Annotated in this window: 23 protein-coding genes and 2 tRNA genes; 10 read left to right on the top strand and 15 right to left on the bottom strand. The window is 68.7% G+C overall.

The window, feature by feature from the left end; genetic code table 11:
* Window positions 1–3: 3 nt before the first annotated feature.
* Window positions 4–234 carry a PP0621 family protein gene (locus C1704_RS00125; RefSeq protein ID WP_104299787.1) on the bottom strand — a complete coding sequence of 77 codons (231 nt, stop codon included), beginning with the start codon at window positions 232–234 and terminating at the stop codon, window positions 4–6.
* Complete coding sequence (locus C1704_RS00120) at window positions 231–1,052, bottom strand: cytochrome C assembly family protein (RefSeq protein WP_419186772.1); 822 nt, start codon at window positions 1,050–1,052, stop codon at window positions 231–233. Before C1704_RS00120 ends, C1704_RS00125 begins: the two co-directional genes overlap by 4 nt.
* Before the next feature lie 81 nt (window positions 1,053–1,133).
* Here C1704_RS00120 and ffh point away from each other — a divergent pair, with 81 nt between their 5' ends.
* Together ffh and C1704_RS00110 are read left to right on the top strand one after the other, a co-directional pair.
* Complete coding sequence (gene ffh / locus C1704_RS00115) at window positions 1,134–2,498, top strand: signal recognition particle protein (RefSeq protein ID WP_104300323.1); 1,365 nt, start codon at window positions 1,134–1,136, stop codon at window positions 2,496–2,498.
* Between the two features lie 110 nt (window positions 2,499–2,608).
* Window positions 2,609–3,304 (top strand): DUF2726 domain-containing protein, encoded by a 696-nt coding sequence (locus C1704_RS00110; protein WP_104299783.1) that lies wholly within the window; start codon window positions 2,609–2,611, stop codon window positions 3,302–3,304.
* On the opposite strand, the gene ftsY is transcribed toward C1704_RS00110, so the two are convergent.
* Window positions 3,305–4,321, bottom strand: coding sequence for a signal recognition particle-docking protein FtsY (gene ftsY, locus C1704_RS00105; protein WP_104299781.1), 1,017 nt, complete (start codon window positions 4,319–4,321; stop codon window positions 3,305–3,307).
* Window positions 4,322–4,373: 52 nt separating this feature from the next.
* Between ftsY and rsmD the strand changes: the two genes are divergently transcribed.
* From rsmD to C1704_RS00090, 3 genes are read left to right on the top strand one after another with little or no spacing between them, the layout of a single operon-like run.
* On the top strand, window positions 4,374–4,994 hold the full coding sequence (gene rsmD / locus C1704_RS00100; protein WP_245876334.1) for a 16S rRNA (guanine(966)-N(2))-methyltransferase RsmD: 621 nt from the start codon (window positions 4,374–4,376) through the stop codon (window positions 4,992–4,994).
* Window positions 4,991–5,491 (top strand): pantetheine-phosphate adenylyltransferase, encoded by a 501-nt coding sequence (gene coaD, locus C1704_RS00095; protein WP_104299777.1) that lies wholly within the window; start codon window positions 4,991–4,993, stop codon window positions 5,489–5,491. Before rsmD ends, coaD begins: the two co-directional genes overlap by 4 nt.
* Before the next feature lie 18 nt (window positions 5,492–5,509).
* Window positions 5,510–5,776, top strand: coding sequence for a YfhL family 4Fe-4S dicluster ferredoxin (locus C1704_RS00090; RefSeq protein WP_104299775.1), 267 nt, complete (start codon window positions 5,510–5,512; stop codon window positions 5,774–5,776).
* 16 nt (window positions 5,777–5,792) lie between these two features.
* Here C1704_RS00090 and pth read toward each other — a convergent pair whose 3' ends face one another.
* The 7 genes from pth to C1704_RS00055 all read right to left on the bottom strand — a co-directional run bounded on the left by pth (window position 5,793) and on the right by C1704_RS00055 (window position 11,641).
* The gene (gene pth, locus C1704_RS00085) at window positions 5,793–6,404 is read right to left on the bottom strand and encodes an aminoacyl-tRNA hydrolase (protein WP_104300321.1); all 612 of its coding nucleotides are present in this window, start codon (window positions 6,402–6,404) and stop codon (window positions 5,793–5,795) included.
* Between the two features lie 88 nt (window positions 6,405–6,492).
* A complete protein-coding gene (locus C1704_RS00080; protein ID WP_104299773.1) occupies window positions 6,493–7,119 on the bottom strand; it encodes a 50S ribosomal protein L25/general stress protein Ctc in 627 nt (208 codons plus the stop codon).
* Between the two features lie 79 nt (window positions 7,120–7,198).
* Window positions 7,199–8,161 carry a ribose-phosphate pyrophosphokinase gene (locus C1704_RS00075; protein WP_104299772.1) on the bottom strand — a complete coding sequence of 321 codons (963 nt, stop codon included), beginning with the start codon at window positions 8,159–8,161 and terminating at the stop codon, window positions 7,199–7,201.
* Between the two features lie 139 nt (window positions 8,162–8,300).
* Window positions 8,301–8,377: transfer RNA gene (locus C1704_RS00070), tRNA-Gln, on the bottom strand.
* A 56-nt stretch (window positions 8,378–8,433) separates the two neighbouring features.
* The gene (ispE, locus tag C1704_RS00065; protein WP_104299770.1) at window positions 8,434–9,312 is read right to left on the bottom strand and encodes a 4-(cytidine 5'-diphospho)-2-C-methyl-D-erythritol kinase; all 879 of its coding nucleotides are present in this window, start codon (window positions 9,310–9,312) and stop codon (window positions 8,434–8,436) included.
* A complete protein-coding gene (locus C1704_RS00060) occupies window positions 9,309–9,854 on the bottom strand; it encodes a lipoprotein insertase outer membrane protein LolB (RefSeq protein WP_245876333.1) in 546 nt (181 codons plus the stop codon). Before C1704_RS00060 ends, ispE begins: the two co-directional genes overlap by 4 nt.
* The gene (locus tag C1704_RS00055) at window positions 9,851–11,641 is read right to left on the bottom strand and encodes a tetratricopeptide repeat protein (RefSeq protein ID WP_104299768.1); all 1,791 of its coding nucleotides are present in this window, start codon (window positions 11,639–11,641) and stop codon (window positions 9,851–9,853) included. Before C1704_RS00055 ends, C1704_RS00060 begins: the two co-directional genes overlap by 4 nt.
* 52 nt (window positions 11,642–11,693) lie before the next feature.
* Here C1704_RS00055 and mutM point away from each other — a divergent pair, with 52 nt between their 5' ends.
* The 3 genes from mutM to mutY all read left to right on the top strand — a co-directional run bounded on the left by mutM (window position 11,694) and on the right by mutY (window position 15,757).
* Entirely contained in the window at window positions 11,694–12,512 is an 819-nt protein-coding gene (gene mutM / locus C1704_RS00050) for a bifunctional DNA-formamidopyrimidine glycosylase/DNA-(apurinic or apyrimidinic site) lyase (protein WP_104299766.1), read from the top strand.
* Between the two features lie 140 nt (window positions 12,513–12,652).
* On the top strand, window positions 12,653–14,668 hold the full coding sequence (locus C1704_RS00045) for a dynamin family protein (RefSeq protein WP_104300317.1): 2,016 nt from the start codon (window positions 12,653–12,655) through the stop codon (window positions 14,666–14,668).
* A 27-nt stretch (window positions 14,669–14,695) separates the two neighbouring features.
* Window positions 14,696–15,757 carry an A/G-specific adenine glycosylase gene (gene mutY, locus C1704_RS00040; RefSeq protein ID WP_104299764.1) on the top strand — a complete coding sequence of 354 codons (1,062 nt, stop codon included), beginning with the start codon at window positions 14,696–14,698 and terminating at the stop codon, window positions 15,755–15,757.
* On the opposite strand, the gene C1704_RS00035 is transcribed toward mutY, so the two are convergent.
* The 4 genes from C1704_RS00035 to C1704_RS00020 are packed head-to-tail and all read right to left on the bottom strand — an operon-like array spanning window position 15,754 to window position 19,849.
* On the bottom strand, window positions 15,754–16,380 hold the full coding sequence (locus C1704_RS00035) for an LON peptidase substrate-binding domain-containing protein (protein WP_104299762.1): 627 nt from the start codon (window positions 16,378–16,380) through the stop codon (window positions 15,754–15,756). The two genes, mutY and C1704_RS00035, sit on opposite strands and share 4 nt — an antisense overlap.
* The gene (rapZ, locus tag C1704_RS00030) at window positions 16,377–17,279 is read right to left on the bottom strand and encodes an RNase adapter RapZ (RefSeq protein WP_104299760.1); all 903 of its coding nucleotides are present in this window, start codon (window positions 17,277–17,279) and stop codon (window positions 16,377–16,379) included. The genes C1704_RS00035 and rapZ overlap by 4 nt, the downstream gene beginning before the upstream one ends.
* Window positions 17,276–18,967, bottom strand: coding sequence for a DNA repair protein RecN (gene recN, locus C1704_RS00025; protein WP_104299758.1), 1,692 nt, complete (start codon window positions 18,965–18,967; stop codon window positions 17,276–17,278). The genes rapZ and recN overlap by 4 nt, the downstream gene beginning before the upstream one ends.
* Window positions 18,968–18,970: 3 nt before the next feature.
* Window positions 18,971–19,849, bottom strand: coding sequence for an NAD kinase (locus tag C1704_RS00020; RefSeq protein ID WP_104299756.1), 879 nt, complete (start codon window positions 19,847–19,849; stop codon window positions 18,971–18,973).
* Between the two features lie 117 nt (window positions 19,850–19,966).
* Here C1704_RS00020 and hrcA point away from each other — a divergent pair, with 117 nt between their 5' ends.
* Window positions 19,967–20,995, top strand: a complete 1,029-nt coding sequence (gene hrcA / locus C1704_RS00015; protein WP_104299754.1) for a heat-inducible transcriptional repressor HrcA — start codon at window positions 19,967–19,969, stop codon at window positions 20,993–20,995.
* A 35-nt stretch (window positions 20,996–21,030) separates the two neighbouring features.
* Window positions 21,031–21,107 (top strand) — tRNA-Ile (locus tag C1704_RS00010).
* Window positions 21,108–21,112: 5 nt separating this feature from the next.
* Here the strand turns inward: C1704_RS00010 and C1704_RS00005 are convergent.
* A complete protein-coding gene (locus C1704_RS00005; RefSeq protein WP_104299752.1) occupies window positions 21,113–23,779 on the bottom strand; it encodes a hybrid sensor histidine kinase/response regulator in 2,667 nt (888 codons plus the stop codon).
* Window positions 23,780–23,934: the final 155 nt, after the last annotated feature.

Below are 23,934 nucleotides of genomic sequence, written 5' to 3'. Positions count from 1 at the left end.
GGATCAGCGGGGTCCCGCCAGACGATGCGCCGCCGTGCAGTAGTGGCGGCCATCCTCGCCGCGGACCGCGTCCGCAGCGGGCAGGTGCACGCCACAGTGCGCGCAGTCCACCATTTGCTGAGGGGCCTCGCGGGGCCGCGCAGACGAACGCGGCGCAGACGCCTCCTTGCGTCGCTGGCCGCGCAGCAGCCACACCACCACCAGCACCACCACGACAACCACCAGATACTTCACAGCGAGGCTCCCGATGCAGCGCGCTGGATCAGCACTTCCACGACAAAGCGCGACCCGACATAGGCCAGCAGCAGCAAGCCGGCGCCCGTGTACAGCCACCGTGTGGCCTTGCGGCCCCGCCAGCCGAAACCCTGGCGCCCCGCCAGCAGGCCGGCAAACACCAGCCACGCCAGCAGCGAAAAGACGGTCTTGTGATCCCAGCGCCAGGGCTGGGCGAACCACCAGCCCATCAACAAGGCCGCCGACAGCACCGCAAAGCCCGCCGCCACAAAGCGGAAGGTCAGCTTTTCCAGACGCAGCAAGGGCAAGCCCAGCGGCGTCGGCTGGCTCAGGCCGCGGTGCTGGCGCATCTGGCGCTCCGCGTTCGTGAGCAAGCCCGCGTGCAGGACGGCCGCGCCGAACAGGCCGTACGACGCGATGCCCAACACCCAGTGCAGTGGCAGCCAGGGCGAGGCGATGTGGGGCCTCACCTCACCGGGAAAGAGCAGCATGAGCGCTACGGCGAGCGCTCCGAGCGCGGCCAGCCAGCGCTGCACGCCCGGCAGGGGCACGAAGCGGCTTTCAATGGCATAGACGGCCAGCACGAGCCACAGGGTGACCGACAACGCCGGCGCAAAGCCGAACCGCGCGCCCTCCACCGCCGAGCCCACGCCCGAAGTGTCCAGGATCAGGGCGGCCGCATGGGCCAGCCAGCCCACCGTCAGCGCCCAGCGCAAGGGATGAAACACCCGCTCGGCGCGTGCGGCCGCCGCCGCATAGGCCAGCAACGCCACGACACCGGCGGCCAAGGTCAGCGCAGACTGGCCCACAACCGGCATCAGCATGGAAGACGAGCGTCTAGAATCATCCGCACAGTGTACTTTCGCGGCAACTGCCCCGTCGGCAGCGCCGCTCCCCCGATGGCATCCACGCTCTCCGATCGCCTGTCACGCCTGGTCAAACAGATGCGCGGCCAGGCCCGCATCACCGAAAACAACGTCCAGGACATGCTGCGCGAGGTGCGCATGGCCCTGCTCGAGGCCGATGTGGCCTTGCCGGTGGTGCGCGACTTCATTGCCCGCGTCAAGGAGCGCGCTCTCGGCCAGGAGGTGGTGGGTTCGCTTTCGCCCGGGCAGGCACTGGTGGGGGTGGTGCACAAGGAGCTGGCCGCCACGATGGGCGAAGGGGTCAGCGACCTCAACCTCGCCGCCCAGCCGCCAGCCGTGATCCTGATGGCCGGCCTGCAGGGAGCGGGCAAGACCACCACCACGGCCAAGCTGGCGCGCCACCTGATCCAGTCACGCAAGAAGAAGGTGCTCACGGTGTCGGCCGACGTGTACCGTCCGGCCGCCATCGAGCAGTTGAAGACCGTGACCAAGGCAGCGGGCGCCGAGTGGTTTCCGTCCCAGCCGTCCGACAAGCCCCTGGACATCGCGCGCGCCGCACTCGACCACGCCCGACGGCACTACTTCGACGTGCTGATCGTCGATACGGCCGGCCGGCTGGCCATCGACGAGGCGCTGATGGCCGAGATCCGCGAACTGCATGCCACGCTGAAGCCGGTGGAGACGCTCTTCGTCGTCGATGCCATGCAGGGCCAGGATGCGATCAACACGGCCAAGGCCTTCAAGGACGCCCTGCCCCTCACCGGCATCGTGCTCACCAAGCTCGACGGCGATTCGCGCGGTGGGGCGGCCCTGTCGGTACGCACCGTCACCGGCGCGCCGATCAAGTTCGCCGGTGTGTCCGAAAAGATCGACGGCCTGGAGGTGTTCGATGCGCAGCGCCATGCCGGTCGTGTGCTGGGCATGGGCGACATCGTGGCCCTGGTCGAGGAGGTGCAGAAGGGCGTCGACATGGCTGCCGCCCAGAAGCTGGCCGACAAGGTCAAGTCCGGCGATGGCTTCGACCTGAACGACTTTCTCTCCCAGATCAGCCAGATGAAGAAAATGGGCGGGCTGTCCGGACTGATGGACAAGCTGCCCAGCCATCTGGCGGCCAAGGCCGGTCAGGCCGACATGGACCGCGCCGAACGCGAGGTGCGCCGCATGGAGGGCATCATCAACGCGATGACGCCGCTCGAGCGCCGCAAGCCCGAGCTCCTCAAGGCCAGCCGCAAGCGTCGCATCGCCGCCGGCGCGGGTGTGCAGGTGCAGGAAGTGAACCGCCTGCTCAACCAGTTCGAGCAGATGCAGGGCATGATGAAGAAGATGAAGGGCGGCGGGCTGATGAAGATGATGAAGCGCATGGGCGGCATGAAGGGACTGCCCGGCATGGGACGCTGAACCGCGTGCGCTGTCCCCCGCCTGGTGTGGACGGGGGCATCCACAGGCACGTTGACCCCCGCGAGGCGGGCCGCTAAGGTCCGCTTCATTGACTGGAAAGTATTTCTCCCATGGATCTGATCCTCATCCTGGTGGTCGCCATCGTGCTGGTGCTGGGCGTCGTGGTCTGGCTCACGCGCCAACCCAAGGCGGGCGGCGGCAGCGGCAAGCGGCCCAAGACCGTGGAGGCGCTGGACACGCTGATGGCCTGGCAACCGACCCCCACGCGGGTGCTCACGGGTGGCGAACGGGAAGCCTATGTAGTGCTGCGCCGCGCCCTGCCCGAGCACCTCATCCTGGCCCAGGTGCCGCTGGCGCGTTTCCTGAAGGTGCCCACGCGACACTCCTACACCGAATGGTTGCGCCGCGTGGGCCAGATCTGCGCCGACATCGTCATCTGTGAGCCCAACTCGCTGGCCGTGGCCGTGGTCGAGATCCGTTCGGCCGATGGCCAGGAGAGTGAGCGCGCTCAGAAACGTCAGGCTCGCATGGAGCGGGTCATCAAGGCCTCGGGCATGCCCCTGCACATCTGGCGCGAAGGGGCGATTCCTGACGCCGAGGAGGCCCGCAATGCCATCCTGCAGTCGCTGGGGCTGCTGACCACGCAAGAGGGGGCCAGCCAGGTCAGCACGCGTGGCGCATCCGCCCCAGGACGCCCGGGGCTCGACGGGGCCGAACAGGCCGAACCACCGTCATCCACCTGGTTCGACGATCTCGATTCCGCGCCGGCCCCGCTGTCGCCCCCGGAGCTGCCCCGGCGCCGGTGATCAGGCCAGCAGGGCCTGGGCGAACTCGCGCGCGCTGAAGGTCTGCAGGTCTTCCAGCTTTTCGCCCACGCCGATGAAATAGACCGGGATGGGCCGCTCGCGTGCGAGGGCGGCCAGCACACCGCCCTTGGCCGTCCCGTCGAGCTTGGTGACGATGAGGCCGGTGAGTTGCAGCGCCTCGTCGAAGGCCTTCACCTGGGCCAGGGCATTCTGGCCGGTGTTGCCGTCCACCACCAGCAGCACCTCGTGCGGCGCCGAGGCATCGGCCTTGGCGATCACGCGCCGGATCTTCCTCAGTTCTTCCATGAGGTGCAGTTGCGTGGGCAGGCGCCCGGCGGTGTCGGCGATCACGACATCACAGGCGCGTGACTTGCCCGCCGTCACGGCGTCGAAGGTGACTGCAGCTGGATCACCCCCCTCCTGGCTCACGATCTCGACCCGGTTGCGGTCGGCCCACACCGACAACTGCTCGCGTGCGGCCGCACGGAAGGTGTCGGCGGCGGCCAGCAGCACCTTCTGGTCGGCGTCGGCCAGATGGCGGGTGAGCTTGCCGATGCTGGTCGTCTTGCCTGCACCGTTGACGCCCACCACCATGATCACGGTGGGCCGGTGCTGGCCCACCACCAGCGGCTTTTCCAGCGGCGCGAGCAGCTCGGTGAGGGCATCGGCCAGCAGGCCCTTCACGGCGGCCGGGTCGGTGACCTTGCGCTCCTTCACGCGCCGCCGCAGATCGGACAGCAGGAACTCGGTGGCCTTCACACCCGCATCGGCCATCAGCAGGGCGGCCTCGAGCTCTTCGTAGAGGGCATCATCGATCTGCGTGCCGGTGAAGACCTGTGACAGGCTGCTGCCGGTCTTGCGCAGCCCGCTGCGCAGGCGGTCCAGCCAGGTACGGCGTTCCGTGGGCTGCGACGGTGCGGGCTCGGGGGCGAGCACTTGGGAGGGCTCGCCCACAGGGGCCGGGCCTGCGGCGGGTGTCTCGGGCGGCGGCGTCTTCTTGCGGAAAAAGCTGAACATGGGTGTCGGTGTCCTTCGGCCTCATTCTAGGAGCCCGCCTAAAATCGGGGCCGTGCCTGCCCACCGCCCTTCCTCTGCCCCCCATGAAGTGCGCATCATCGGGGGCCGGTGGAAGCGCAGCAAGCTGCCCGTCCCCGACCGCCCCGGCCTGCGCCCCACACCCGACCGCGTGCGCGAGACCCTGTTCAACTGGCTGGGCCAGGACCTCAGCGGCTGGCGCTGCCTGGATGCCTTTGCCGGCAGTGGCGCCCTGGGTCTGGAGGCCGCTTCGCGCGGTGCCACTCGGGTGCTGATGCTGGAGCGTGATGCCGCGTTGGCGCGCGGCCTGCGCGAGACGGCACAGCGTCTGCAGGCCGGCGCCGTCGAGGTCGAGGTAGCCGACGCGCTGGCCTGGATGCAGCGACACGGTCGGCCCGAATGGGACCTGATCCTGCTCGACCCGCCGTTCGAGGCCGATCTCTTTGCCCCCGCGCTGGCTGCAGCCCGCCCCTTGCTCGCCCCCGATGGCCTGATCTACCTGGAAGCCAACCGGGCCTGGCTGCAGGCCGATGCAGCCCAGGCAGGCCTGAGCCTGTGGCGCCAGGGCCGGGCCGGAGCCGTGCACTTTCAGCTGCTGCGCGCCGCCGACACGCCTACACTGGGGGCGTCAGCCGACCGAGAAACCACGACATGACCCGCCATCACCGTGTCACCGCTGTCTACCCGGGCACTTTCGATCCCATGACCCTGGGGCATGAGGACCTGATGCGTCGTGCCAGCACGCTGTTCGACGCACTCATCGTCGCCGTGGCAGCCGGGCACCACAAACGCACGCTGTTCTCGCTGGAGGAACGCCTGGAGATTGCCCGCGAAGCCGCCCAGGCCCATCCCAACGTCGAGGTCATGCCCTTCTCGGGCCTGCTGCGCGACTTCGTGGTGGGTCAGCAAGGCAAGGTGGTGGTACGGGGCCTGCGCGCGGTGAGCGATTTCGAATACGAGTTCCAGATGGCCGGCATGAACCGCCAGCTGATGCCCGACGTGGAGACGGTCTTCCTCACCCCCTCGGACCAGTACCAGTTCGTCTCGGGCACCTTCGTGCGCGAGATTGCCATGCTCGGCGGTGATGTTTCCAAGTTTGTGGCACCGTCGGTGCTGGAGCGCCTTCGCCACAAGGTGAAGTCGTCAAGCTGAGAGGAACGGGGTGCCACCATGGCCCTGATGATCACCGACCAATGCATCAATTGCGACGTCTGCGAGCCCGAGTGCCCGAACCAGGCGATCTCGATGGGCCCGGAGTACTACCAGATCGACCCGCAGCGCTGCACCGAGTGCGTGGGCCACTTCGACGCGCCCCAGTGCGTGCAGGTGTGCCCGGTGGAATGCATTCCGATCAACCCCGAGCACCGCGAAGATCAGGACACGCTGTGGGCCAAGTACCGGCGCCTGCAGGCCCAGGCCGAAGGCGCGGCCCACTGAGGCGACAAGGACCGGCTCAGGCCGCCGGCGCCGCCTTGGGCGGTGCCGGCCGCGTGTGGATGAGCCGGGCCGCAGCCTCCATCTCGCCGCGCAGCAGGGGTTCCAGCGCAGCCATGGACCGCCAGATGCAGTCTTCCACCGCCTCGCGTTCAGCCGCGGGGGGCTTGCGCAGCACGTAGTCGGCCACCTCGGCCTTCACGCCGGGATGCCCGATCCCCAGGCGCAGCCGCCAGAAGTCCGGGCTGCCCAGCTGGGCCTGGATGTCCTTGAGGCCGTTGTGGCCGGCATGCCCGCCGCCGCGCTTGATCTTCATGTGCCCGGGCAGCAGATCGAGTTCGTCGTGCACGACAAGGATTTCCTCAGGCGCAATCTTGAAGAAGCGTGCCAGCGCCGCCACCGACTTGCCCGAGACGTTCATGTAGGTCTGGGGTTCGAGCAGCCACACGGGGCCCTCCACCCCGGCCAGCGGCCGGTTCACCCGGGCCACCAGGCCATGGTAGGCCCGGTCGGGCAGGAGGTTGGCGCCCAGCTTGCGCGCTGCTTCGTCGATCCACCAGAACCCGGCGTTGTGACGGGTGGCTTCGTATTGCGGCCCGGGGTTGCCCAGGCCCACCAGCAGTCGAATCATGATCGCCATTATCAGGGGGCAGGTTGTCCGGCGCAGAAGCGACAAACCCCGCCGAAGCGGGGTTTGTGCAACGCCGAAGCGCCGAGGCTTACTTCTTCTTCTTGGCGTCCTTGCCCTTGGCAGGGGCCGCAGCCGGCGCCGGCGTGGCGACGACCTCTTCCACGGGCTCGACCACCGACACGACGGCCGGGTTGGGCTTGCCATGGGTCACGACCTTGGTGCCCTTGGGCAGCTTCAGGTCGTTCACGTGCAGGGTCTGACCCTTGACCAGTTCGCCCAGGTCCACTTCGAGGAACTCGGGCAGGGCCTGCGCCAGGCACTGGATCTCGAGCTCGGTGACGATCTTGTTGACCAGGCACTTGTCGGTCTTGACGGCCGGCGAGTTCTCTTCGTTGATGAAGTGCAGCGGCACTTTCTTCTGGATGCGGGTCTTGGGGTCGACGCGCTGGAAGTCCACATGCAGGACGAGGGGTTTGAACGGATGCATCTGCACGTCGCGCAGCAGCACCTTCTCGACCTTGCCCGCCAGTTCCATGTCGAGGATGGAGGCGTGGAAGGCTTCCTTCTTCAGCGCGAAGAACAGCGCGTTGTGATCGAGCTCGATCTGCTTGGGCTCACCGGCCCCGTAAACGATGCCAGGCACCTTGTCGGCGCGGCGCAGGCGGCGGCTCGCTCCGGTCCCCTGCACAGTGCGCTCGTAAGCGACGAATTTCATGCAACTCTCCAATGAGTCAGCGTCCGCGACCAGACGCAAATAACGGGGGGCCCGAAAGCCTCCCCACCAGTGAACCGGGTCAGAAGTTGTTGTTCTGCTCCGAGAACAGGGATGTGACCGATTCGCCGTCGGAAATGCGGCGGATGGTCTCGGCAAACAGGAAGGCCACCGACAGCTGGCGGATCTTGGTGATCGGCTTGGCGGCTTCGGCCAGCGGGATGGTGTTGGTGATCACCACCTCATCGAGTTCGGAATTCTTGATGCGCTCGAGCGCCGGGCCCGAGAACACCGGATGGGTGCAGTAGGCATAGACCGACCTGGCGTTGCGCTCCTTGAGCACCTCGGCCGCCTTCACCAGCGTGCCCGCGGTGTCGATCATGTCGTCCATGATCACGCAGTTGCGGTTCTCGATCTCGCCGATGACGTGCATCACCTCGGAGACATTGGCCTTGGGGCGGCGCTTGTCGATGATGGCCAGGTCGCAGCCGAGCTGCTTGGCCAGCGCACGCGCACGCACCACGCCGCCCACGTCGGGCGACACCACCACCAGGTCGTGGTAGTTCTTGCTCTTGAGGTCGGACAGCAGCACCGGCGAGGCGTAGATGTTGTCCACCGGAATGTCGAAGAAGCCCTGGATCTGGTCGGCGTGCAGGTCCATGGTCAGCACGCGGTTCACGCCCACGGCTTCGAGCATGTTGGCCACGACCTTGGCGGAGATGGGCACCCGGGTGGAGCGCGGACGGCGGTCCTGGCGGGCGTAGCCGAAATACGGAATCACCGCGGTGATGCGCCGGGCCGAGGCGCGCTTGAGCGCATCGACCATGATGAAGAGCTCCATCAGGTGCTCGTTGGTGGGCGCGCAGGTGGGCTGGATGATGAAGACGTCACGGCCCCGGACGTTCTGCTGGATCTCGATGGCCACTTCACCATCGGAGAAGCGGCCGACCGAGGCCTGGCCCAGCGTCAGGCCCAGGTGGTCGGCGATTTCCTGGGAAAGTGCCGGATTGGCATTGCCGGTGAACAGCAGGGTGTCGGACAGCATCGTGGGCTCCGTCGGGACCGGCACCGAGGCGCCCCCCGGTGCGTCGCGTTGCCCCTGGTCCCGGTGATCGGGGGCGTCTCAAAACTGCAGAACCTCTGGATGGTCCCCGCAGGGCTCATCCAGAGGTTCTGGATTGTGGTGGCAGGGGAGGAAGGATTCGAACCCTCGAATGTCGGAATCAAAATCCGATGCCTTAACCAACTTGGCGACTCCCCTACACCGGTCATCGCCTGGGCCCGAAAGCCCCGGCGCCAACCTGCAACTTGTCGCGCTCAGCCTGAAAGCCACTCCGCCAGGGGATGCTGCCTCAGGCCACGGCATCTGCGCCACTGCCAACCCTCGGGCACGATCAGATCGCTGACCCTCGGATCGGCGCCGCTGCCGACACCGTCTTCCTTGCCCACCCAGGCAAACACGGCGCTCCCGGAACCCGTCATGCGGCTGTGGCCGCCGTGACCGTATCGGTTCCTGAGCATCGCCAGGGCCTGATCGACCTGCCCGCAAAGCTTCACCGCTGCCGCCTGCATGTCGTTCCTGCCAAATCCCTGGGGGTGTGCAAGAAAGTCCGCAACTATAGCAGGTTTTGTGTCGCGCACCAAGTGTTCGCTGGCAAAGATGTCACGTGTGGGCAGGCTTTGCGGTGGCTTGAGGACCGCGAAGTCGCCCGGCTCGAAATCGAGCGGCGTGAGGCGCTCGCCGATGCCTTCGACCCATGCCGGGCCAGGGCCGAGAAAAAAGGGGACGTCAGCGCCGAGTGTGACGCCGAGGTCCATGAGCCGCTGCCGGGGCCAGTGCAGGCCCCACAGGTGATTCAGCGCGATCAGCGTGGTGGCGGCGTCGGAGCTGCCGCCCCCAAGGCCGGCCCCCCACGGCACGGTCTTGTCGATGTGGATGTCCGCGCCATACGCGGTGCCGCTGGCCGCCTGCAGGGCGCGCGCGGCGCGCAGGCACAGGTCGTCCTCGGGCAATGCCGCACCGAGGTCGTGACGCTGCAGGCGGCCATCCTCGCGCCGCTCGATGTGGAGCGTGTCCTGCCAGTCGATCGGCACGAAGACCGACTGCAGCAGGTGGTAGCCATCGGTGCGCCGCCCCACCAGATGCAGGAAGAGGTTCAGCTTGGCCGGCGCGGGCAGGTCGTACAGGGCCTTCACCGGGGGTCCACCTTGGCGCGCACCGTCACCGGCGTGGGCAGGCTGCGGCGAGCCACGATGAGCCCGTCGGCCGCCCCCTCCAGGCCCACCGTCCAGCCCAGTTGCACGAAGCCCGGGCCGTCGCTGCGCGCTTGGCTGGAGGCGCCCGGCCAGGGGCGGGCTTGCAACCAGTCGAACAGGGCCTCCACCGGCAGGGCTTCGCCCATCAGGTCGCGGGTCAGATCGTCGAGGTTGCCGTAGTCGCGCCGCTCCCCCTGGGCCTGCACCCAGGCCTGCCCCGGTTGCCAGCGCGCCACGGCCAGCACCGTGCCCAGCGGGCTGGACAGCCTCAGCTCCCCCTGCTGAGGCCGGCCCAGCAGTTCGAACTGGGCGGTCGATGCGCGCGTGCCTTCGGGCGCATCGACCCGCACGGCCAGCCGGCCCGAGGCCGCCACATCGAGCGATCCATCAGGCGCGGGCAGGCTGGCACAGCCCCCCAGGGCCAGGACGACGCCCAGCGTCATCACGACGCCGCGCATGCGCTGCAGCGTGGGACGGGTCACAGGTCGACCTTGAATCGGCGCAGGGTTTCGCGCAGCACCTCGTTGGACGCGTCGCGCTCCTGCCCTTCGCGCCAGACACGCCGGGCCTCGTCTCGCTGCCCCATCACCCACAGGACTTCGCCGAGGTGAGCGGCAATCTCCGTGTCGGGCCGGGCCTGATAGGCGCGTTGAAGGTGGGCCAGCGCCTCGTCACGGCGGCCCAGGCGGTACTTCACCCAGCCCAGGCTGTCCACGATGAAGGGCTCGTCGGGCGCGAGCGACAAGGCCTTCTCGATGAGCTGGCGGGCCTCGTCCAGGCGCAGGTTGCGGTCCGCCAGCGTGTAGCCCAGCGCGTTGTAGGCGTGGTAGTGGTCGGGCTGGATCTCGATGATGCGCCGCAGAAGCTGCTCCATGCGGTCGATCCGGTCGGTCTTCTCGGCCATCATGGCCTGCTCATACAGAAGATCGACATCCTCCGGGAAACGCGCGGCGGCCTGGCCCAGCACGTCATAGGCCCGCGACCACTGCCGCTGGTCACGCAACAGATGGGCCTCGGCCAGCAGCTTGGCGCGTGCGGCGTCGGGCGGTTCGTCGGGGAGCCGGCGGATGAGCGCAATCCCCTCGTCGAGCCGCCCCTGCTTGGCCAGCAGGGAGGCACGGCGCGACTGCACGCTCAGGGCCGCGGCCGGATCGTCGATGCGAAGCAGCCATTGTTCGGCCTGCTGCATCCGGCCCTGGCTTTCGGCCGCCTGGGCGAGCATGAGGTAGGCCTGGGTCTGGCCTTCCGGGGTGACGGTCAGGGCCGGGTCGTCGGAGGCGGGCGCCTGGGCACCCAGCTCCACATAGCGACGCAATGCCGCCTCGGCCGCCGCCGGCTCCTTCAACTCCAGCCGCAAGGCCCCGAGGCTGAGCCAGCCTGTGGCCAACGCCGGTTCCAGCGCCAGGGCTTGTTCAAGCTGGGCAATGGCAGCCGGGTAACGCTGCTGATTGACGAGTTCGCGCACATAGCCCAGCCGCAGCGCATGGCTGCGCGGCTTGGCCTGGAAATAGGTGGCCAGCAACTGGTCGGCCTGGGGCTGGCTGCCCAGCAGTTCGATCGCCACCAGTGCAGGCCCCTCGGCCCCCGGATCGGTCCGCTGAGCCTCGCGCGCCAGGGCCAGCGCCTGGTCCGCCTCGCGGTTGTGCAGGCGCATGCGCGCCAGCGCCACCAGCGCGGCCACCCGGGTGGCCTCTTCCTTCGTGTAAGGCTGCAACACCTGGTCGATCACCGCGATGACCTTGGGCAGATCGGATGCGCGGGCGAAGTAGCGCGGTAACAGGGAGATGGCGGCCGCGCGTTCAGCCGCCGGGGTGCGTTCGATCAGGGTGCGCAGCGGGTCCAGGGCATCGGCCGGGCGGTTCAGCCCCACGTGGATCTGGGCAAGGTAGCGCAAGGCGTCCAGGGACGCCGGGGCCGCGATGCGCCAGGCCTGCGCAGCGGCCAGCGCCTGCTCGCCGGCGCGCGCCTGCAGCGCAATGTCGGTGGCACGCTGGAACAGGCGCTCGTCACGGGTCTTGCGGGCGGCGTCCAGCAGCAGTTCATAGGCCGTGCCGGCGCCCCCGGCGCGCAATTCAAACTCGGCCACCAGCAACTGGTAGAACAAGGGGGCATCCAGGGCCGAGTTCAGCACCGGCGGGGCCGGCGACTCCGTCGGGCGCGGCGGCGATGCCGCAGCCGCGGGCTGGGCCCCGGCCGATCCACCCCAGAGCACCGTCTGCGCGGCAACAGCCGCGGCCAGCACTCGAAGTCTCAGGGGACGCATCGGCATGGGCAACTCCTCAAAGTCGATTCGATTCTAAGGAGCCCCGGATAATTCCCTCATGCCCGAACTCCCCGAAGTCGAAGTCACCCGGCAAAGTTTCGCACCCCACGTGGCCGGCGCCCGGGTGCTGGGCGTGCGTCTGGGCAAGCCGCTGCGCTGGCCGCTGGGCTGCACGCCGGAATCGCTGCAGGGACAGGTGTTGGGGCTGGCGAGCCGGCGCGGGAAGTACCTGTGGCTGCCGCTGGAGCACGGCGGATTGCTGATGCACCTGGGCATGTCGGGTTCCTTGCGCTATTTCCCCGAGGAGGCTCCCCCGGGGCCTCATGACCATTTCGATCTGCGCACCAGCCGCGGCCTGCTGCGCCTGCACGACCCGCGCCGCTTCGGGGCCGTGGTGTGGTCGCCCTCGCTGCAGACCGGGCCCGCGGCCAAGCTCCTGGCCGGCCTGGGGGTGGAGCCGCTGGAGCCCGGCTTCGACGGCGCCCTGCTGCACGCCGGCCTGCGCGGGCGCCGGGTGGCGATCAAGCAGGCCCTGCTGGCCGGCGACGTGGTGGTGGGCGTGGGCAACATCTACGCCTGCGAGGCGCTGTTTGTCGCTGGCGTCGATCCACGCACGCCGGCAGGACGCGTGAGCCGCCCGCGCTGCGAGCGCCTGGCGACGGCCATCCGTGACACCCTGGCCCGTGCATTGGCTGCCGGCGGCTCGACGCTGCGTGACTTCCAGGATGCCCATGGCCACAACGGTGCCTTCCAGAATGAGGCTCAGGTCTATGGCCGGGAGGGCCAGCCCTGCGGTGTGTGCACCACCCCCATCCGGCGCCTGGTCCAGGGACAGCGTTCGACCTATTTCTGCCCCCGCTGCCAGCGGCGCAGCTGAGGACGGGGCAGCACGTAGCAAAACGTAAGCGCCTGCAGGAGTGTGACGAACGGCAGGCCGGGGGCCATCAGCGGTCGGGGCTGCCGGCGCCATGCGCTACCATGGCTGCTTCCCTGCCCGCATGCCCCGGTATGCCTGTCATGTCGTCGTCCCCTGCTCCCTCGCCGGCCCCCTCGTTTGCGCTGAAGTTCGACAGCCTCGGGTTGTGGCGTGCCGAACTCGAGGCGCAGCTGCAGGATCTGTCGCGCTTCCTGTTCGATCACGATTTACTTGACGAACCGGCGGCTGCCCTGCTCGACTCCTTGCAATCGCGCCTGGCGCGCGACCGCCTGGTGGTCGCGTTCGTGGCCGAGTTCTCGCGTGGCAAGTCCGAGCTGATCAACGCGATCTTCTTTGCCGACACCGGGCGGCGCATCCTGCCGGCCACCCCGGGGCGCACCACGATGTGCCCGGTGGAACTGAGTTACGACCCGGACGAGCCGCCCTCGCTGCGTCTGCTGCCCATCGAGACACGGCTGGCGAGCGCATCGCTGGCGGAGCTGCGCGAGCAGCCCAATGCCTGGGCCGACGTGACGCTGAACATCCGGCGTCCGGATGAGCTGGCGGAAGAGCTCACCCAGGTGATGGCCACCAAGCGGGTCACGATGGAGGACGCACGCGCGCTCGGGTTCTGGGATGAGGGCCGGCCCGAGGACAACCCGCCCGTCGGCGACGACGGACGGGTCGAAGTCCCGGCCTGGCGTCACGCCATCATCAACTACCCCCACCCGCTGCTCAAGCGAGGCCTGGTGATCCTGGACACGCCGGGCCTCAATGCCATCGGTGCCGAGCCCGAGCTGACCGTGAGCCTGCTGCCCTCGGCGCATGCCACGGTCTTCATCCTGGCCGCCGACACCGGCGTCACCAAGTCCGACCTCACGATCTGGCGCGACCACCTCAGCGGCCAGCCGCTGGCGCGCTACGTCGCGCTGAACAAGATCGATGCCCTGACCGATCCGCTGAGTTCGCCGGCCGAGGTGGAAGCCCACATCAGCCGCCAGCGTGCCCAGACGGCCCAGACGCTGGGCATCCCCGAGGACCGTGTGTTCCCGATCTCGGCCAAGCTCGCGCTGGCCGGCCGTGTGACAGGCGACGCCGACGACCTGCGCGCCAGCCGCCTGCTCGACCTGGAGGACGCCCTCGGCCAGCAGCTGCTGCCCCACCGCAAGGAGGTGCTGGCCGGCATGGTGGTCGATGCAACCCGGCAGCTTGAGGCGCAGATCAGCCGTCGCCTGGGTGACCGTCGCCGTCAGTTTGCCGAGCAGTTGCTCGAGTTGCGTGGCCTGCGTGGCAAGAATGCCGGCATGGTCGAGGTGATGCTCAAGCGCGTCGAGGCCGAGAACGCGGAGTTCGAGCAATGCATCGCCCACGTGCAGGCCATGCGCTCGGTGCACACCCGCATGCTCAAGGACGCGCTGGTGGGCATCTCCAGCGACGTGGTGCGCCGCCACACCGAGGTGCTGCAGGAGCGGCTGCGCTCGGCCATCCTGAACTTCGGCGCGCGCAAGGCCTTCACCGAGATGGCCGAGGTGCTGCGCCGCAAGCTGGACGAGGCCCAGACCAAGGGCAACGAAATCCACACGATGCTGGGTGCCTCCTTCCAGAAGCTCAATGCCGAGTTCGGCTTCGGCCTGGCCGCACCGGCAGCACCCGACCTGTCGCGCTTCATGCGCGACCTCGAACTCATCGAGCGCAACTACACCCAGTACCTCGGCCTGTCGCACGCCCTGCGGCTGTCGAACGACCGCTTCATGTCGCAGTTCAGGCGCATGCTGGTGTCCAAGCTGCGCGTGGTCTTCGAAGGGGCCAGCGGAGAACTGGAACTGTGGAACAAGACGGCTTCCGCACAGATCGACACCCAGTTGCGTGACCGGCGCCGCAACTTCAAGCGTCGGCGCGAAACGCTGGAACGGGTGAAAAGCGCGGCAGCCGAGCTGGAGTCCCGGGTCTCCGAGATGGAAGCGCAGGATGCCCGCATGCGCGAGCTGCAGGAACGGTTGCATCGCCTGGTGGGCCACGTGCACCAGCGCGCCGGCAATCCCCTGCCCTCACCGGACATCGAACCGCTGGCCCTGGACCTGGACCTGAGCACCCGCCCGGCCCCACTCCAGGCCTGACCGCCCGGAAGCCGCGACAATCGCGGCATGTCCCGTCCTCGCCCTTCGACCGCGTTGTCACCCGCGTGCGTGCAGGCGCACTTTGCACCGGCCGTGATCGCCTGGCAGTGCAGCCACGGTCGCCACGGCCTGCCCTGGCAACGCAGCCGCGAGCCCTACCGCGTGTGGCTCTCCGAGATCATGCTGCAGCAGACCCAGGTGAGCACCGTGCTGGCTTACTACGAACGTTTCCTGCAGCGTTTTCCGGATGTGCACGCACTGGCCGCTGCCGGCAGCGACGAGGTGATGGCGGCCTGGAGCGGCCTGGGTTACTACAGCCGTGCGCGCAATCTGCACCGCTGCGCCCAGGTGGTGGTGGCCGAGCACGGCGGGCAGTTCCCTCGCACAGCCCAGGCCCTGGCCGAGTTGCCGGGGATCGGACGCTCGACGGCCGCAGCGATCGCGGCCTTCTGTTTCGGCGAACGCGCGGCCATCCTCGACGGCAACGTCAAGCGGGTGCTCACGCGCGTGCTGGGCTTCGGTGAAGACCTGGCCCAGGCCCGCCACGAGCGGGCCCTGTGGGACGAGGCCACGGCCCTGCTGCCGCACGAGGACATGGGGACCTACACCCAGGGTCTGATGGATCTGGGCGCCACGGTGTGCCTGGCACGTTCGCCGCAATGCCTGCTGTGCCCGGTGCAGGCGCTGTGCGCCGCACGCGCCGAGGGCCGCCCCGAGGCCTACCCCGTCAAGACCCGCAAGCTCCAGCGCAGCCGGCGCGAGCACTGGTGGCTGTGGCTGGAGCACGAAGGCCGCGTGTGGCTGCAGCCGCGCCCCGCGCGTGGCGTGTGGGCGGGCCTGCACAGCCTGCCGGAGTACGACAGCGAGGCCGCCCTGAGCGCCGAGTGGCCCGGCCCGCTCGTGCCCTGGCCGAGCATCTCGCATGCGCTGACACACTTCGACTGGCTGCTGCACCCGCGCCAGCGGGTATTCACGGGCCCGGCCCCACAGCCTGCCGGTCCGGGCCAGTGGGTGGCTTACGACGACCTGGCCGACTGGGGTCTGCCCGCGCCACTGCGCAAGCTGCTCCTGTCGCGTGTCGCGCCCTAGCCTTGGCCGATGATGCCCTTGCTGCGCAGGAACTGATCGACGAGTTTCAGGCGCACCTGCGGGTCTTCCAGCTCCATCAGCTTCTGGCGGGCGGCCAGCGGAATGGGCAGGATCTCGCACCAGCGGTTGGCAATCCACCCCGCATCCTCGAAGCGGAAGGGCTCCAGGAAAGGCAAGGGGCCACGCTGGCGCAGCATCTGGATGGCGTTGGACAGGGCCTGGGCGCTGTCCAGGAAATCCTCGCTGGGCAGCACGGCTTCGTCGGCGTCGATCCAGTCCACCTGAGCCAGCCACAGGCCATCGTTGCGCTGACGGGTCGACGCGATGCGAAAGCGCTGCGAGCCGCGGCAGCGCACTTGCAGGATGCCGGCCTGTTCGCTGTCGACCTCGATCAGCTCGGCCAGGCAGCCCACGGCCTCGAAGGCGACGGCTTCGCCTTCGCGCCTCACCTCCTGCCCCTGACGCAAGGCCACCACCCCAAAGGGGCGCTGAGTGCGCAGACATTCGCTGACGAGATCGAGATAGCGTGCCTCGAACACCTTCAGGCTCAGCAGGCCCCCGGGGAACAGCACGGATTGAAGGGGAAACAGCGGCAGGGCCGAAGACTCAGGCAGATCGGTCATGAAGTGGCGTCACGCGCATCGAGTTCGCGGTGGCGGATCAGGGTGGAGCCACGGGCTCGGAAGCGCTGGGCCAGTTGTTCGACAAGATAGACGGAGCGGTGCTGGCCGCCGGTGCAGCCGACGGCCACGGTGAGGTAGGCACGCTGGTCCTGCTCGAAGGCCGGCAGCCATCGACGCAGGAAGGCCTCGATCTGGGCCAGCATCTCGTCCACCTCGGGCTGCTGCCGCAGGTAGGCGATCACCGGCGCGTCGCGCCCGGTGTGTGGCCGCAGCTCGGGGTCGTAGTAGGGGTTGGGCAGCATGCGCACGTCGAAGACGTAGTCGGCATCGAGCGGCACGCCTCGCTTGAAGGCAAAGGACTCGAACACCAGCGTGAGCGCGGCGGCGGGCGCCTGCACGATCTGGCGTGTCCATTGGCGCAGCTGGGCCGGGCGCAGCTCGCTGGTGTCGATGATGGTGGAGGTCTCGCGCAACTCGGCCAGCAGTTCGCGCTCCAGCTCGATGGCTTCGATCAGCGCGCGCTGAGCGGTCGGGTCGGCTGCCTGCGGGTCGGACAGCGGATGGCGGCGGCGCGTCTCGGAGAAACGCCGCACCAGCGTGTCGGTGGAAGCATCCAGGAAGATGGGGCGCACTGTGACCCCCTGGTCGCGCAGGCGCGCCAGCGCCGGCTTGAGCAGGGGCAGCGACTGCGCGGCACGCACATCGGCGGCGATGGCCACCCGCGGCGTGAACTTTTCGTGCTCGAGCTGCACGCAGGGCTCCAGCAGCTCGGCCGGCAGGTTGTCCACGCAGAAGTAGCCGGCGTCTTCCAGTGCGTGCAGCGCCACCGACTTGCCTGAGCCCGAGATGCCGGTGATGAGCACCAGCTCGCGCAACGTCGTCGATGCCGTGCTGCTCATCCCCGCCTCCGCGAGCGTGGCGCGTCGCCTGCGGCCACCGGTGTCGCGGCCGTGGCCAGCATCTCCTGCGCGTGCGCAAAGCTGGTGCCCGAGAGCTGCTGTCCGCCCAGCATGCGGGCCACCTCGGCCACGCGGGCCTCGCCGGCCACGGCTTGCAGCCGGCTGCTGGTCTGGCCCGCTTCGGTGAGCTTGCTGACCACCCAGTGGTGATCGGCACAGGCCGCCACCTGCGGCAGGTGGGTCACGGCCAGCACCTGCCGATCGCGCCCGAGCTGCTTCATCAGCCGGCCCACGGTGTCGGCCACGGCACCGCCCACGCCCGAGTCGATCTCGTCGAAGATCAGCGTGCCAGCCTCGCCGAGCTGGCTGGTGGTGACGGCAATCGCCAGCGCGATGCGCGAGAGTTCACCGCCCGAGGCCACCTTGGCGAGCGGGCGCGGTGTGCTGCCGGCATGGCCGGCCACGAGGAATTCCACCGATTCCAGGCCGTGGGCCTGGGGTGCGTCATGGGGGACCAGCGCCACCTCGAAGCGCCCGCCGGCCATGCCCAGCTGCTGCATGGCCTGCGTCACGGCCTGGGCCAGGCGCGGTGCGGCGTCCTTGCGGGCCTTCGTCAGTTCGCGCGCGGCCTGGTCGTAGGCCTTGCGGGCCTGGGCCGCAGCGCGTTCCAGGCCGTCAAGGTCGGCCGCCGCATCGAGCCGCGCCAGCTCGTCCTTCCACTGCGCCCACAGCGCGGGCAACTCTTCCGGCGGGCGACGGTAGCGGCGCGCGAGGCTCATCCAGCTCGACAGCCGCTCGTCCAGTTCCTGCAAGCGCTCCGGGTCCAGCTCGCCGTGGCGCAGGTAGGCGTTCAGGCTGTGGGCGGCATCTTCGAGCTGGGCCTGCGCGCCGCGCAGCACCTCGATCACGTTGGTGAGCGTGCTGTCGTAGTCGGCCACGGCCTCCAGGCCGTCGATCGCGCGTGCGGTGAGTGCATCGGCGCTGCCGTCCGATTCGGACACGGCCTGCAAGGCGCCCTGCACGGCGTCGATGAGGGCCTGGGCATGGCTCAGGCGACGGTGCTCGGCATCAAGTTCGGCCCATTCATCGGGGCCGGGCGAGAGCTTGTCCACCTCGCCGATCTGCCAGGCCAGCCGCTCACGCTCGCGCAGCAAGGCATCCTGGCTGGTGCGGGCCTCGTCCAGCGCCTGGGCCGCCGCACGCCAGGCCGTCCAGGCCCGGGCCAGCGGCGCCAGGTCGGCGCCGGCATAGGCATCGAGCAGGCCGCGCACCGATTCGGGCCGGGTGAGGCTCTGCCAGGCATGCTGGCCGTGGATGTCCACGAGATGCTCGCTCACGGCCTTGAGCTGCGCCACGGTGGCCGCGCTGCCGTTGATCCAGGCGCGGCTCTTGCCCTGGGCGTCGATGGTACGGCGCAGCAGCAGTTCGGGGCCGGTATCGAAACCCGCTTCCTCCAGCCAGGCCACCAGCGCATCGGGCCGGTCGAATTCGGCCGTGATCTCGGTGCGTGGGGCGCCCTCGCGCACCACGCCGGCGTCGCCGCGCGCGCCCAGCGCGAGCTGCAGGGCGTCGATGAGGATGGACTTGCCCGCGCCGGTTTCGCCGGTGAGCACGGAGAACCCGCCCGAGAGCTCGACGTCGAGCTCGGTGACGATGACGAAATCACGCAGCGCAATGCGGCGCAGCATCGGTCAGCCTCCCAGACCTTCGTTCCAGTGCAGTTTCTTGCGCAGCGTGGCGTAGTAGCTCCAGCCGCGCGGATGCAGAAAGCGTACCCGGTGTGCCGAGCGGCGCACGCGCACCACGTCGCCGTGGATCAGGCTGGCCAGGCTTTGCATGTCGAAATTCACACTCGTGTCGCGTCCGCCCACGATCTCGACAGCCACCTCGCTGTCGTCGGGCAGCACGATGGGCCGGTTGGACAGGGTGTGTGGCGCAATGGGCACCAGCACCCAGCCCGCGATGTCCGGGTGCAGGATGGGCCCGCCGGCCGACAGCGCATAGGCCGTCGAGCCCGTGGGCGAGGCCACGATCAGGCCATCGCAGCGGATGTTGGCCATGAAGTCGCCGGCCACCTCGATGCGCAGCTCCACCATGCCGGCCGTGGCACCGCGGTTGACCACCACGTCGTTGAGGGCGAAGGCCTCGAAGATCACCCGGCCGTCGCGCAAGACCTGCCCTTCGAGCATGCTGCGGCGTTCTTCCTCGAAGTCGCCGGCCATCACCGGGCCGAGCACCTCGCGCACCTCACCCACCGGGATGTCAGTGATGAAGCCCAGGCGCCCCTGGTTGATGCCCACCAGCGGCACGCCGTGGCGCGCCACCTCGCGGGCGATGTGCAGCATGGTGCCGTCCCCCCCCACCACGACGGCCAGATCGCACTCGCGGCCCACACCGTCCACGTCGAGCATGGGGTGGCCGGTCAGGCCGGTGTTCATCGCCGTGTCGTGTTCCACCGACACCTCGGCCCCCTGGCGGCAGATGAACTGGGCGATGTCTTCCAGCACCCCACGCATGCCCTGGGCCTGGTATTTGCCGATCAGCGCCACGTGACGGAAGCGGGATTTCATGGCCGGGATTACACCACAGCGCCCCTGGCGCTCGGGGGAGCGAAAACCGCGTCATTCCAGGGAAAACGCCCGCCCGGGCGCCCTCGCTCCAGCCGGGCCGGTCCTACAATGCCCAGCATGCTGGACGATCGTGCCAAGACCCTGCTCAAAACCCTGGTGGAACGCTATATCGCGGACGGCCAGCCGGTGGGCTCGCGCACCTTGTCCAAAGCTTCGGGCCTGGAACTGTCGCCGGCCACCATCCGCAACGTGATGGCCGACCTGGAGGAACTGGGGCTGATCGCCAGCCCCCACACGTCCGCCGGGCGGGTGCCCACGGCGCGCGGCTACCGCCTGTTCGTGGACACCATGCTCACCGCCCGGCCGCTGGATCTGAGCCAGCCTCCGCCCGAGGTGGCCAGTGTGCGCGATCAGCTCCAGCCTGACCAGCCCCAGCGCGTGATCGCCAACGCTGCCCACCTGCTGTCCAATCTCTCGCAGTTCGTGGGCGTGATCACCGCGCCGCGCAAGCCCTCGGTCTTCCACCACATCGAATTCCTGCGCCTGTCCGACCGGCGCGTGCTGGTCATCCTCGTGTCGCCCGACGGCGACGTGCAGAACCGCGTGCTCTTCACCGAGCACAACTACACCCAGGCTCAGCTCGTCGAGGCCACCAATTACATCAACACCCACTTCACCGGCCTGAGCATCGAGGAGGTGCGCAACCGGCTGAAGCGCGAGGTGGACGACCTGCGCGGTGAGATCGCCAGCCTGATGCAGGCTGCCGTGCAGGCCGGCACCGAAGCCATGGCCAGCAGCCAGGAGCAGGTGGTGATCTCGGGTGAGCGCAACCTGCTCACCGTGCAGGACTTCTCCAGCGACCTCGACTCCCTGCGCAAGCTCTTCGACCTCTTCGAGCAGAAGACCCAGCTCATGCGCCTGCTCGATGTCTCCAGCCGTGCCGAGGGTGTGCGCATCTACATCGGCGGCGAAAGCCAGGTCGTGCCCTACGAAGAACTCTCGGTGGTCTCGGCCCCCTATGAGGTGGACGGCCAGGTGGTGGGCACGCTGGGCGTGATCGGCCCCACCCGCATGGCCTACGACCGCATGATCCAGATCGTGGACATCACCTCCCGCCTGGTGTCCAACGCCCTGAGCCAGAAGTAGCACCGCCTACAATCGGGGCCCTCAGGTTTCACCGCGGGCCGTTAGCTCAGTTGGTTAGAGCAGAGGACTCATAATCCTTTGGTCGCTGGTTCGAGCCCAGCACGGCCTACCACCCTCTCAGTTTCCGCTCGGCGGCCTCGTCAGCCATCGCTGAAGGCTCGCATACAGCAGCCCCGGCTCGACCGGCTTGGCGATGTGGTCGTTCATCCCTGCGGCCAGGCAGGCGTCCCGGTCTTCGCCGAAGGCGTTGGCGGTCATGGCCAGGATGGGTGTGTGCGCGTGGTCCGCCAGGGCGCGGATGGCGCGGGTGGCTTCCAGGCCGTCCATCTCGGGCATCTGCATGTCCATCAGGATGAGGGCGTAGGGATGCTGCGACGCCATGGCCAGGGCCTCGCGTCCCGTGCTTGCCACATCGACGTCCAGGCCCACCACGTGCAGGAGTTCGCGCGCCACTTCCTGGTTGACCGGATTGTCCTCGGCCAGGAGGATGCGGCCGCTGCCCGCAAAGGCATTCGGTGCGATGGTGCGCAGGCTGTCGCGGCCTGAGCGTGCCGCGGCCCGCGTCGGCGTTGCGCTCAGGACCGACATCAGCGCGTCGTGCAGGGCGGAGGGTGTGACGGGTTTGAGCAGCACGTGAGCTGCGCCCACCTCGCGCGCTCGGACCCCCAGGTCCGGGTCGTCACGCGCCGTCACCAGCAGGCATGGCGGCGCGCGGTCTCCGAGGCGCTCGTGGAGACGACGCAAGGTTTCCAGGCCATCGAGGCCGGGCATGAGCCAGTCGACCAGCACGACATCGTGCGCCGGCGCCCCTCGGCCGGCCGCCTCGAGCAGGTGCAGACCGTCGCTGCCGGTGGCAGCCGCCTGCACGCGCAGGCCCATCACGCGCAGCATCTCGCCCAGGGCTTCACGGGCCTCGGGCAGGTCGTCGATGACCAGCGCGCGCATCCCCTGCAATTCGGCTTGTGCACGCGGCAGCACCGGATCGGCCACTTGCAGGCGTGCGGTGAACCAGAAGGTGCTGCCCTCGCCGGGCGTGCTCTCCACCCCGACCTCACCGCCCATCATCTGGGCAATGTGCCGCGTGATCGCCAGGCCCAGACCCGTGCCCCCATGCCGGCGCGTGGTGGTGCCGTCCCCCTGCTCGAAGGGTTCGAAGACCCGCTGGAGTTGCTCGGCAGACATGCCCACCCCGGTGTCCCTCACGGAAAACCGCAGCCACAGCGCGTCGCCCTCCTGTCGCAGCAGTTCCCCTCGCAGCACGATCGTGCCGCTGGCCGTGAACTTCACCGCATTGCCCAGCAGGTTGAGCAAGGCCTGCGCCAGGCGGGTCTCGTCGCCATGCGCGCCCATGGGCAAGTGATCGGTGTCGAGCACCAGCTCCAGGCCCTTGTCCCGCGCGCGCTCGCCCACCAGCGCACACACCCGGGAGAGCATGCCGTCCATGCGGAAATCGGCAGTTTCGAGCTGGAGCTTGCCGGCTTCGATCTTGGACAGATCGAGCACGTCATTGATGATGGACAGCAGGTGCTGGGCCGCGTCGGTCACCTTGGCCAGGCGTTCGGCCTGGGCGGGGTCGCGCACATCCCGCTGCATGAGGTGGGTCAGGCCGATGATGGCGTTCATCGGTGTGCGGATCTCGTGGCTGATGTTGGCCAGGAAGGCGCTCTTGGCGCGGTTGGCCGCCTCAGCCCGGTTGCGAGCCTGGACGAGGGCATTGTTCAGGCTCTGCAGGTTGGCCTGGGCCTGCTTGAGCTCGGTGATGTCGGTGGCAAAGAAGTAGTAGCCGCGCACCTCGCCGTCCTGGATGTCGGGTAGGCGATAGGACCAGAACTGGTGCACCACCCCTTGCGCGCCCGCAAACTCATACTCGCCCTCGAAGGTTTCACCCTGAAGGATGCGTTCGATGGCCGGCCGCTGGCGCTCGAAGAGTTCGTGGCCCACCACCTCGGGAATGGTTCGGCCCAGGGCCTGTTCGGCACTCAGGCCCAACCACTCGAGATAGGCGCGGTTGGCAAAGCGCAGACGCAGATCGCGGTCCCAGTAGCACACGAGGGTGGGCTGGTTGTCGGCCACCGTGCGGGCGAACTCCTCGGTCTCACTGCGTTCCTCCAGAGCCCGGTCCAGGTGCTGCTTGCGCTCGTCGGCCAGCTCGCGATGGCGGCGCTCACTCTCGCGCAAGGCCAGCTCGGCGCGACGCTGCGCACGCGCTGACAGGGCCACGGCGCAGGCCACGCCCCCCAGAAGCAAGGCCGCCCCCAGCAGCGCCGCACGCTGGATCTGGCGATCGGCGGCGATCTGCTCATCCAGAGCGGTACGCATCTGGTTGGTGACGCTCGACGCAAGCTGGTCGAGGCGATGCAGTTCGACGCGCCACGCCGTCGTGCGCAGGCTGTGGGCCGGATCGTTCAGCGCCTGCTGCAGCTGCCCGCGGAAACGTTCGACCTGCTCGATGAGCGCGGGTACATCGGTGGCGGAGCGTGGAAACCGCTTCGCCGCCCCCGCCATGCCCTCCAGCGCCTGGTCCAGCAGCGCCAGCCCCTGGCCGGCGTCCCATGGCGCATCGGGTTGATCACCAAGGGCCACATGCAGGAAACCCTGTGCCAGGTCCACCCGCGCGTTGCGCAACTCGCGCACCGTGTTCAGCGTGCGATCGACCTCACGCTGCTGGGCCCACTGCAGCCCCACCATGGACACGCAGATGGCCAGGGCGGACACCAGGGCCACCCAGGCCCAGGTCGACCAGGTCGAACGCCAGTGCTGCGTTGGGGCTTGCCCGGTCGCCATCGCGCCTTCACCTCTTGAGTCCGTCGCCTTGCCCCATGGGCAAGGCTTTGAGCAAACATGGATGCCGCATGCTAGGGCCTGTTAACACATCCGCAGTCCATCAGCGACGAGAACGAAGGTGATGAAGCCGAGGAACATGATGTCGAGCTTTTCGA

Origin of the sequence: Caldimonas caldifontis (assembly GCF_002930615.1) — a bacterium.
GTDB classification, from domain to species: Bacteria; Pseudomonadota; Gammaproteobacteria; order Burkholderiales; family Burkholderiaceae_C; genus Caldimonas; species Caldimonas caldifontis.
The sequence above is the reverse complement of the archived record's forward strand: the minus strand, read 5'-3'. Positions and strand labels throughout refer to the sequence as shown.

Coding starts and splice junctions, on each gene's coding strand:
- C1704_RS00120 (WP_419186772.1), bottom strand. CDS start 1,052: ATGCCGGTTGTGGGCCAGTCTGCGCTGACCTTGGCCGCCGGTGTCGTG.
- ffh (WP_104300323.1), top strand. CDS start 1,134: ATGGCATCCACGCTCTCCGATCGCCTGTCACGCCTGGTCAAACAGATG.
- C1704_RS00110 (WP_104299783.1), top strand. CDS start 2,609: ATGGATCTGATCCTCATCCTGGTGGTCGCCATCGTGCTGGTGCTGGGC.
- ftsY (WP_104299781.1), bottom strand. CDS start 4,321: ATGTTCAGCTTTTTCCGCAAGAAGACGCCGCCGCCCGAGACACCCGCC.
- coaD (WP_104299777.1), top strand. CDS start 4,991: ATGACCCGCCATCACCGTGTCACCGCTGTCTACCCGGGCACTTTCGAT.
- C1704_RS00090 (WP_104299775.1), top strand. CDS start 5,510: ATGGCCCTGATGATCACCGACCAATGCATCAATTGCGACGTCTGCGAG.
- pth (WP_104300321.1), bottom strand. CDS start 6,404: ATGATTCGACTGCTGGTGGGCCTGGGCAACCCCGGGCCGCAATACGAA.
- C1704_RS00080 (WP_104299773.1), bottom strand. CDS start 7,119: ATGAAATTCGTCGCTTACGAGCGCACTGTGCAGGGGACCGGAGCGAGC.
- C1704_RS00075 (WP_104299772.1), bottom strand. CDS start 8,161: ATGCTGTCCGACACCCTGCTGTTCACCGGCAATGCCAATCCGGCACTT.
- C1704_RS00055 (WP_104299768.1), bottom strand. CDS start 11,641: ATGCCGATGCGTCCCCTGAGACTTCGAGTGCTGGCCGCGGCTGTTGCC.
- mutM (WP_104299766.1), top strand. CDS start 11,694: ATGCCCGAACTCCCCGAAGTCGAAGTCACCCGGCAAAGTTTCGCACCC.
- C1704_RS00045 (WP_104300317.1), top strand. CDS start 12,653: ATGTCGTCGTCCCCTGCTCCCTCGCCGGCCCCCTCGTTTGCGCTGAAG.
- mutY (WP_104299764.1), top strand. CDS start 14,696: ATGTCCCGTCCTCGCCCTTCGACCGCGTTGTCACCCGCGTGCGTGCAG.
- C1704_RS00035 (WP_104299762.1), bottom strand. CDS start 16,380: ATGACCGATCTGCCTGAGTCTTCGGCCCTGCCGCTGTTTCCCCTTCAA.
- rapZ (WP_104299760.1), bottom strand. CDS start 17,279: ATGAGCAGCACGGCATCGACGACGTTGCGCGAGCTGGTGCTCATCACC.
- recN (WP_104299758.1), bottom strand. CDS start 18,967: ATGCTGCGCCGCATTGCGCTGCGTGATTTCGTCATCGTCACCGAGCTC.
- C1704_RS00020 (WP_104299756.1), bottom strand. CDS start 19,849: ATGAAATCCCGCTTCCGTCACGTGGCGCTGATCGGCAAATACCAGGCC.
- hrcA (WP_104299754.1), top strand. CDS start 19,967: ATGCTGGACGATCGTGCCAAGACCCTGCTCAAAACCCTGGTGGAACGC.
- C1704_RS00005 (WP_104299752.1), bottom strand. CDS start 23,779: ATGGCGACCGGGCAAGCCCCAACGCAGCACTGGCGTTCGACCTGGTCG.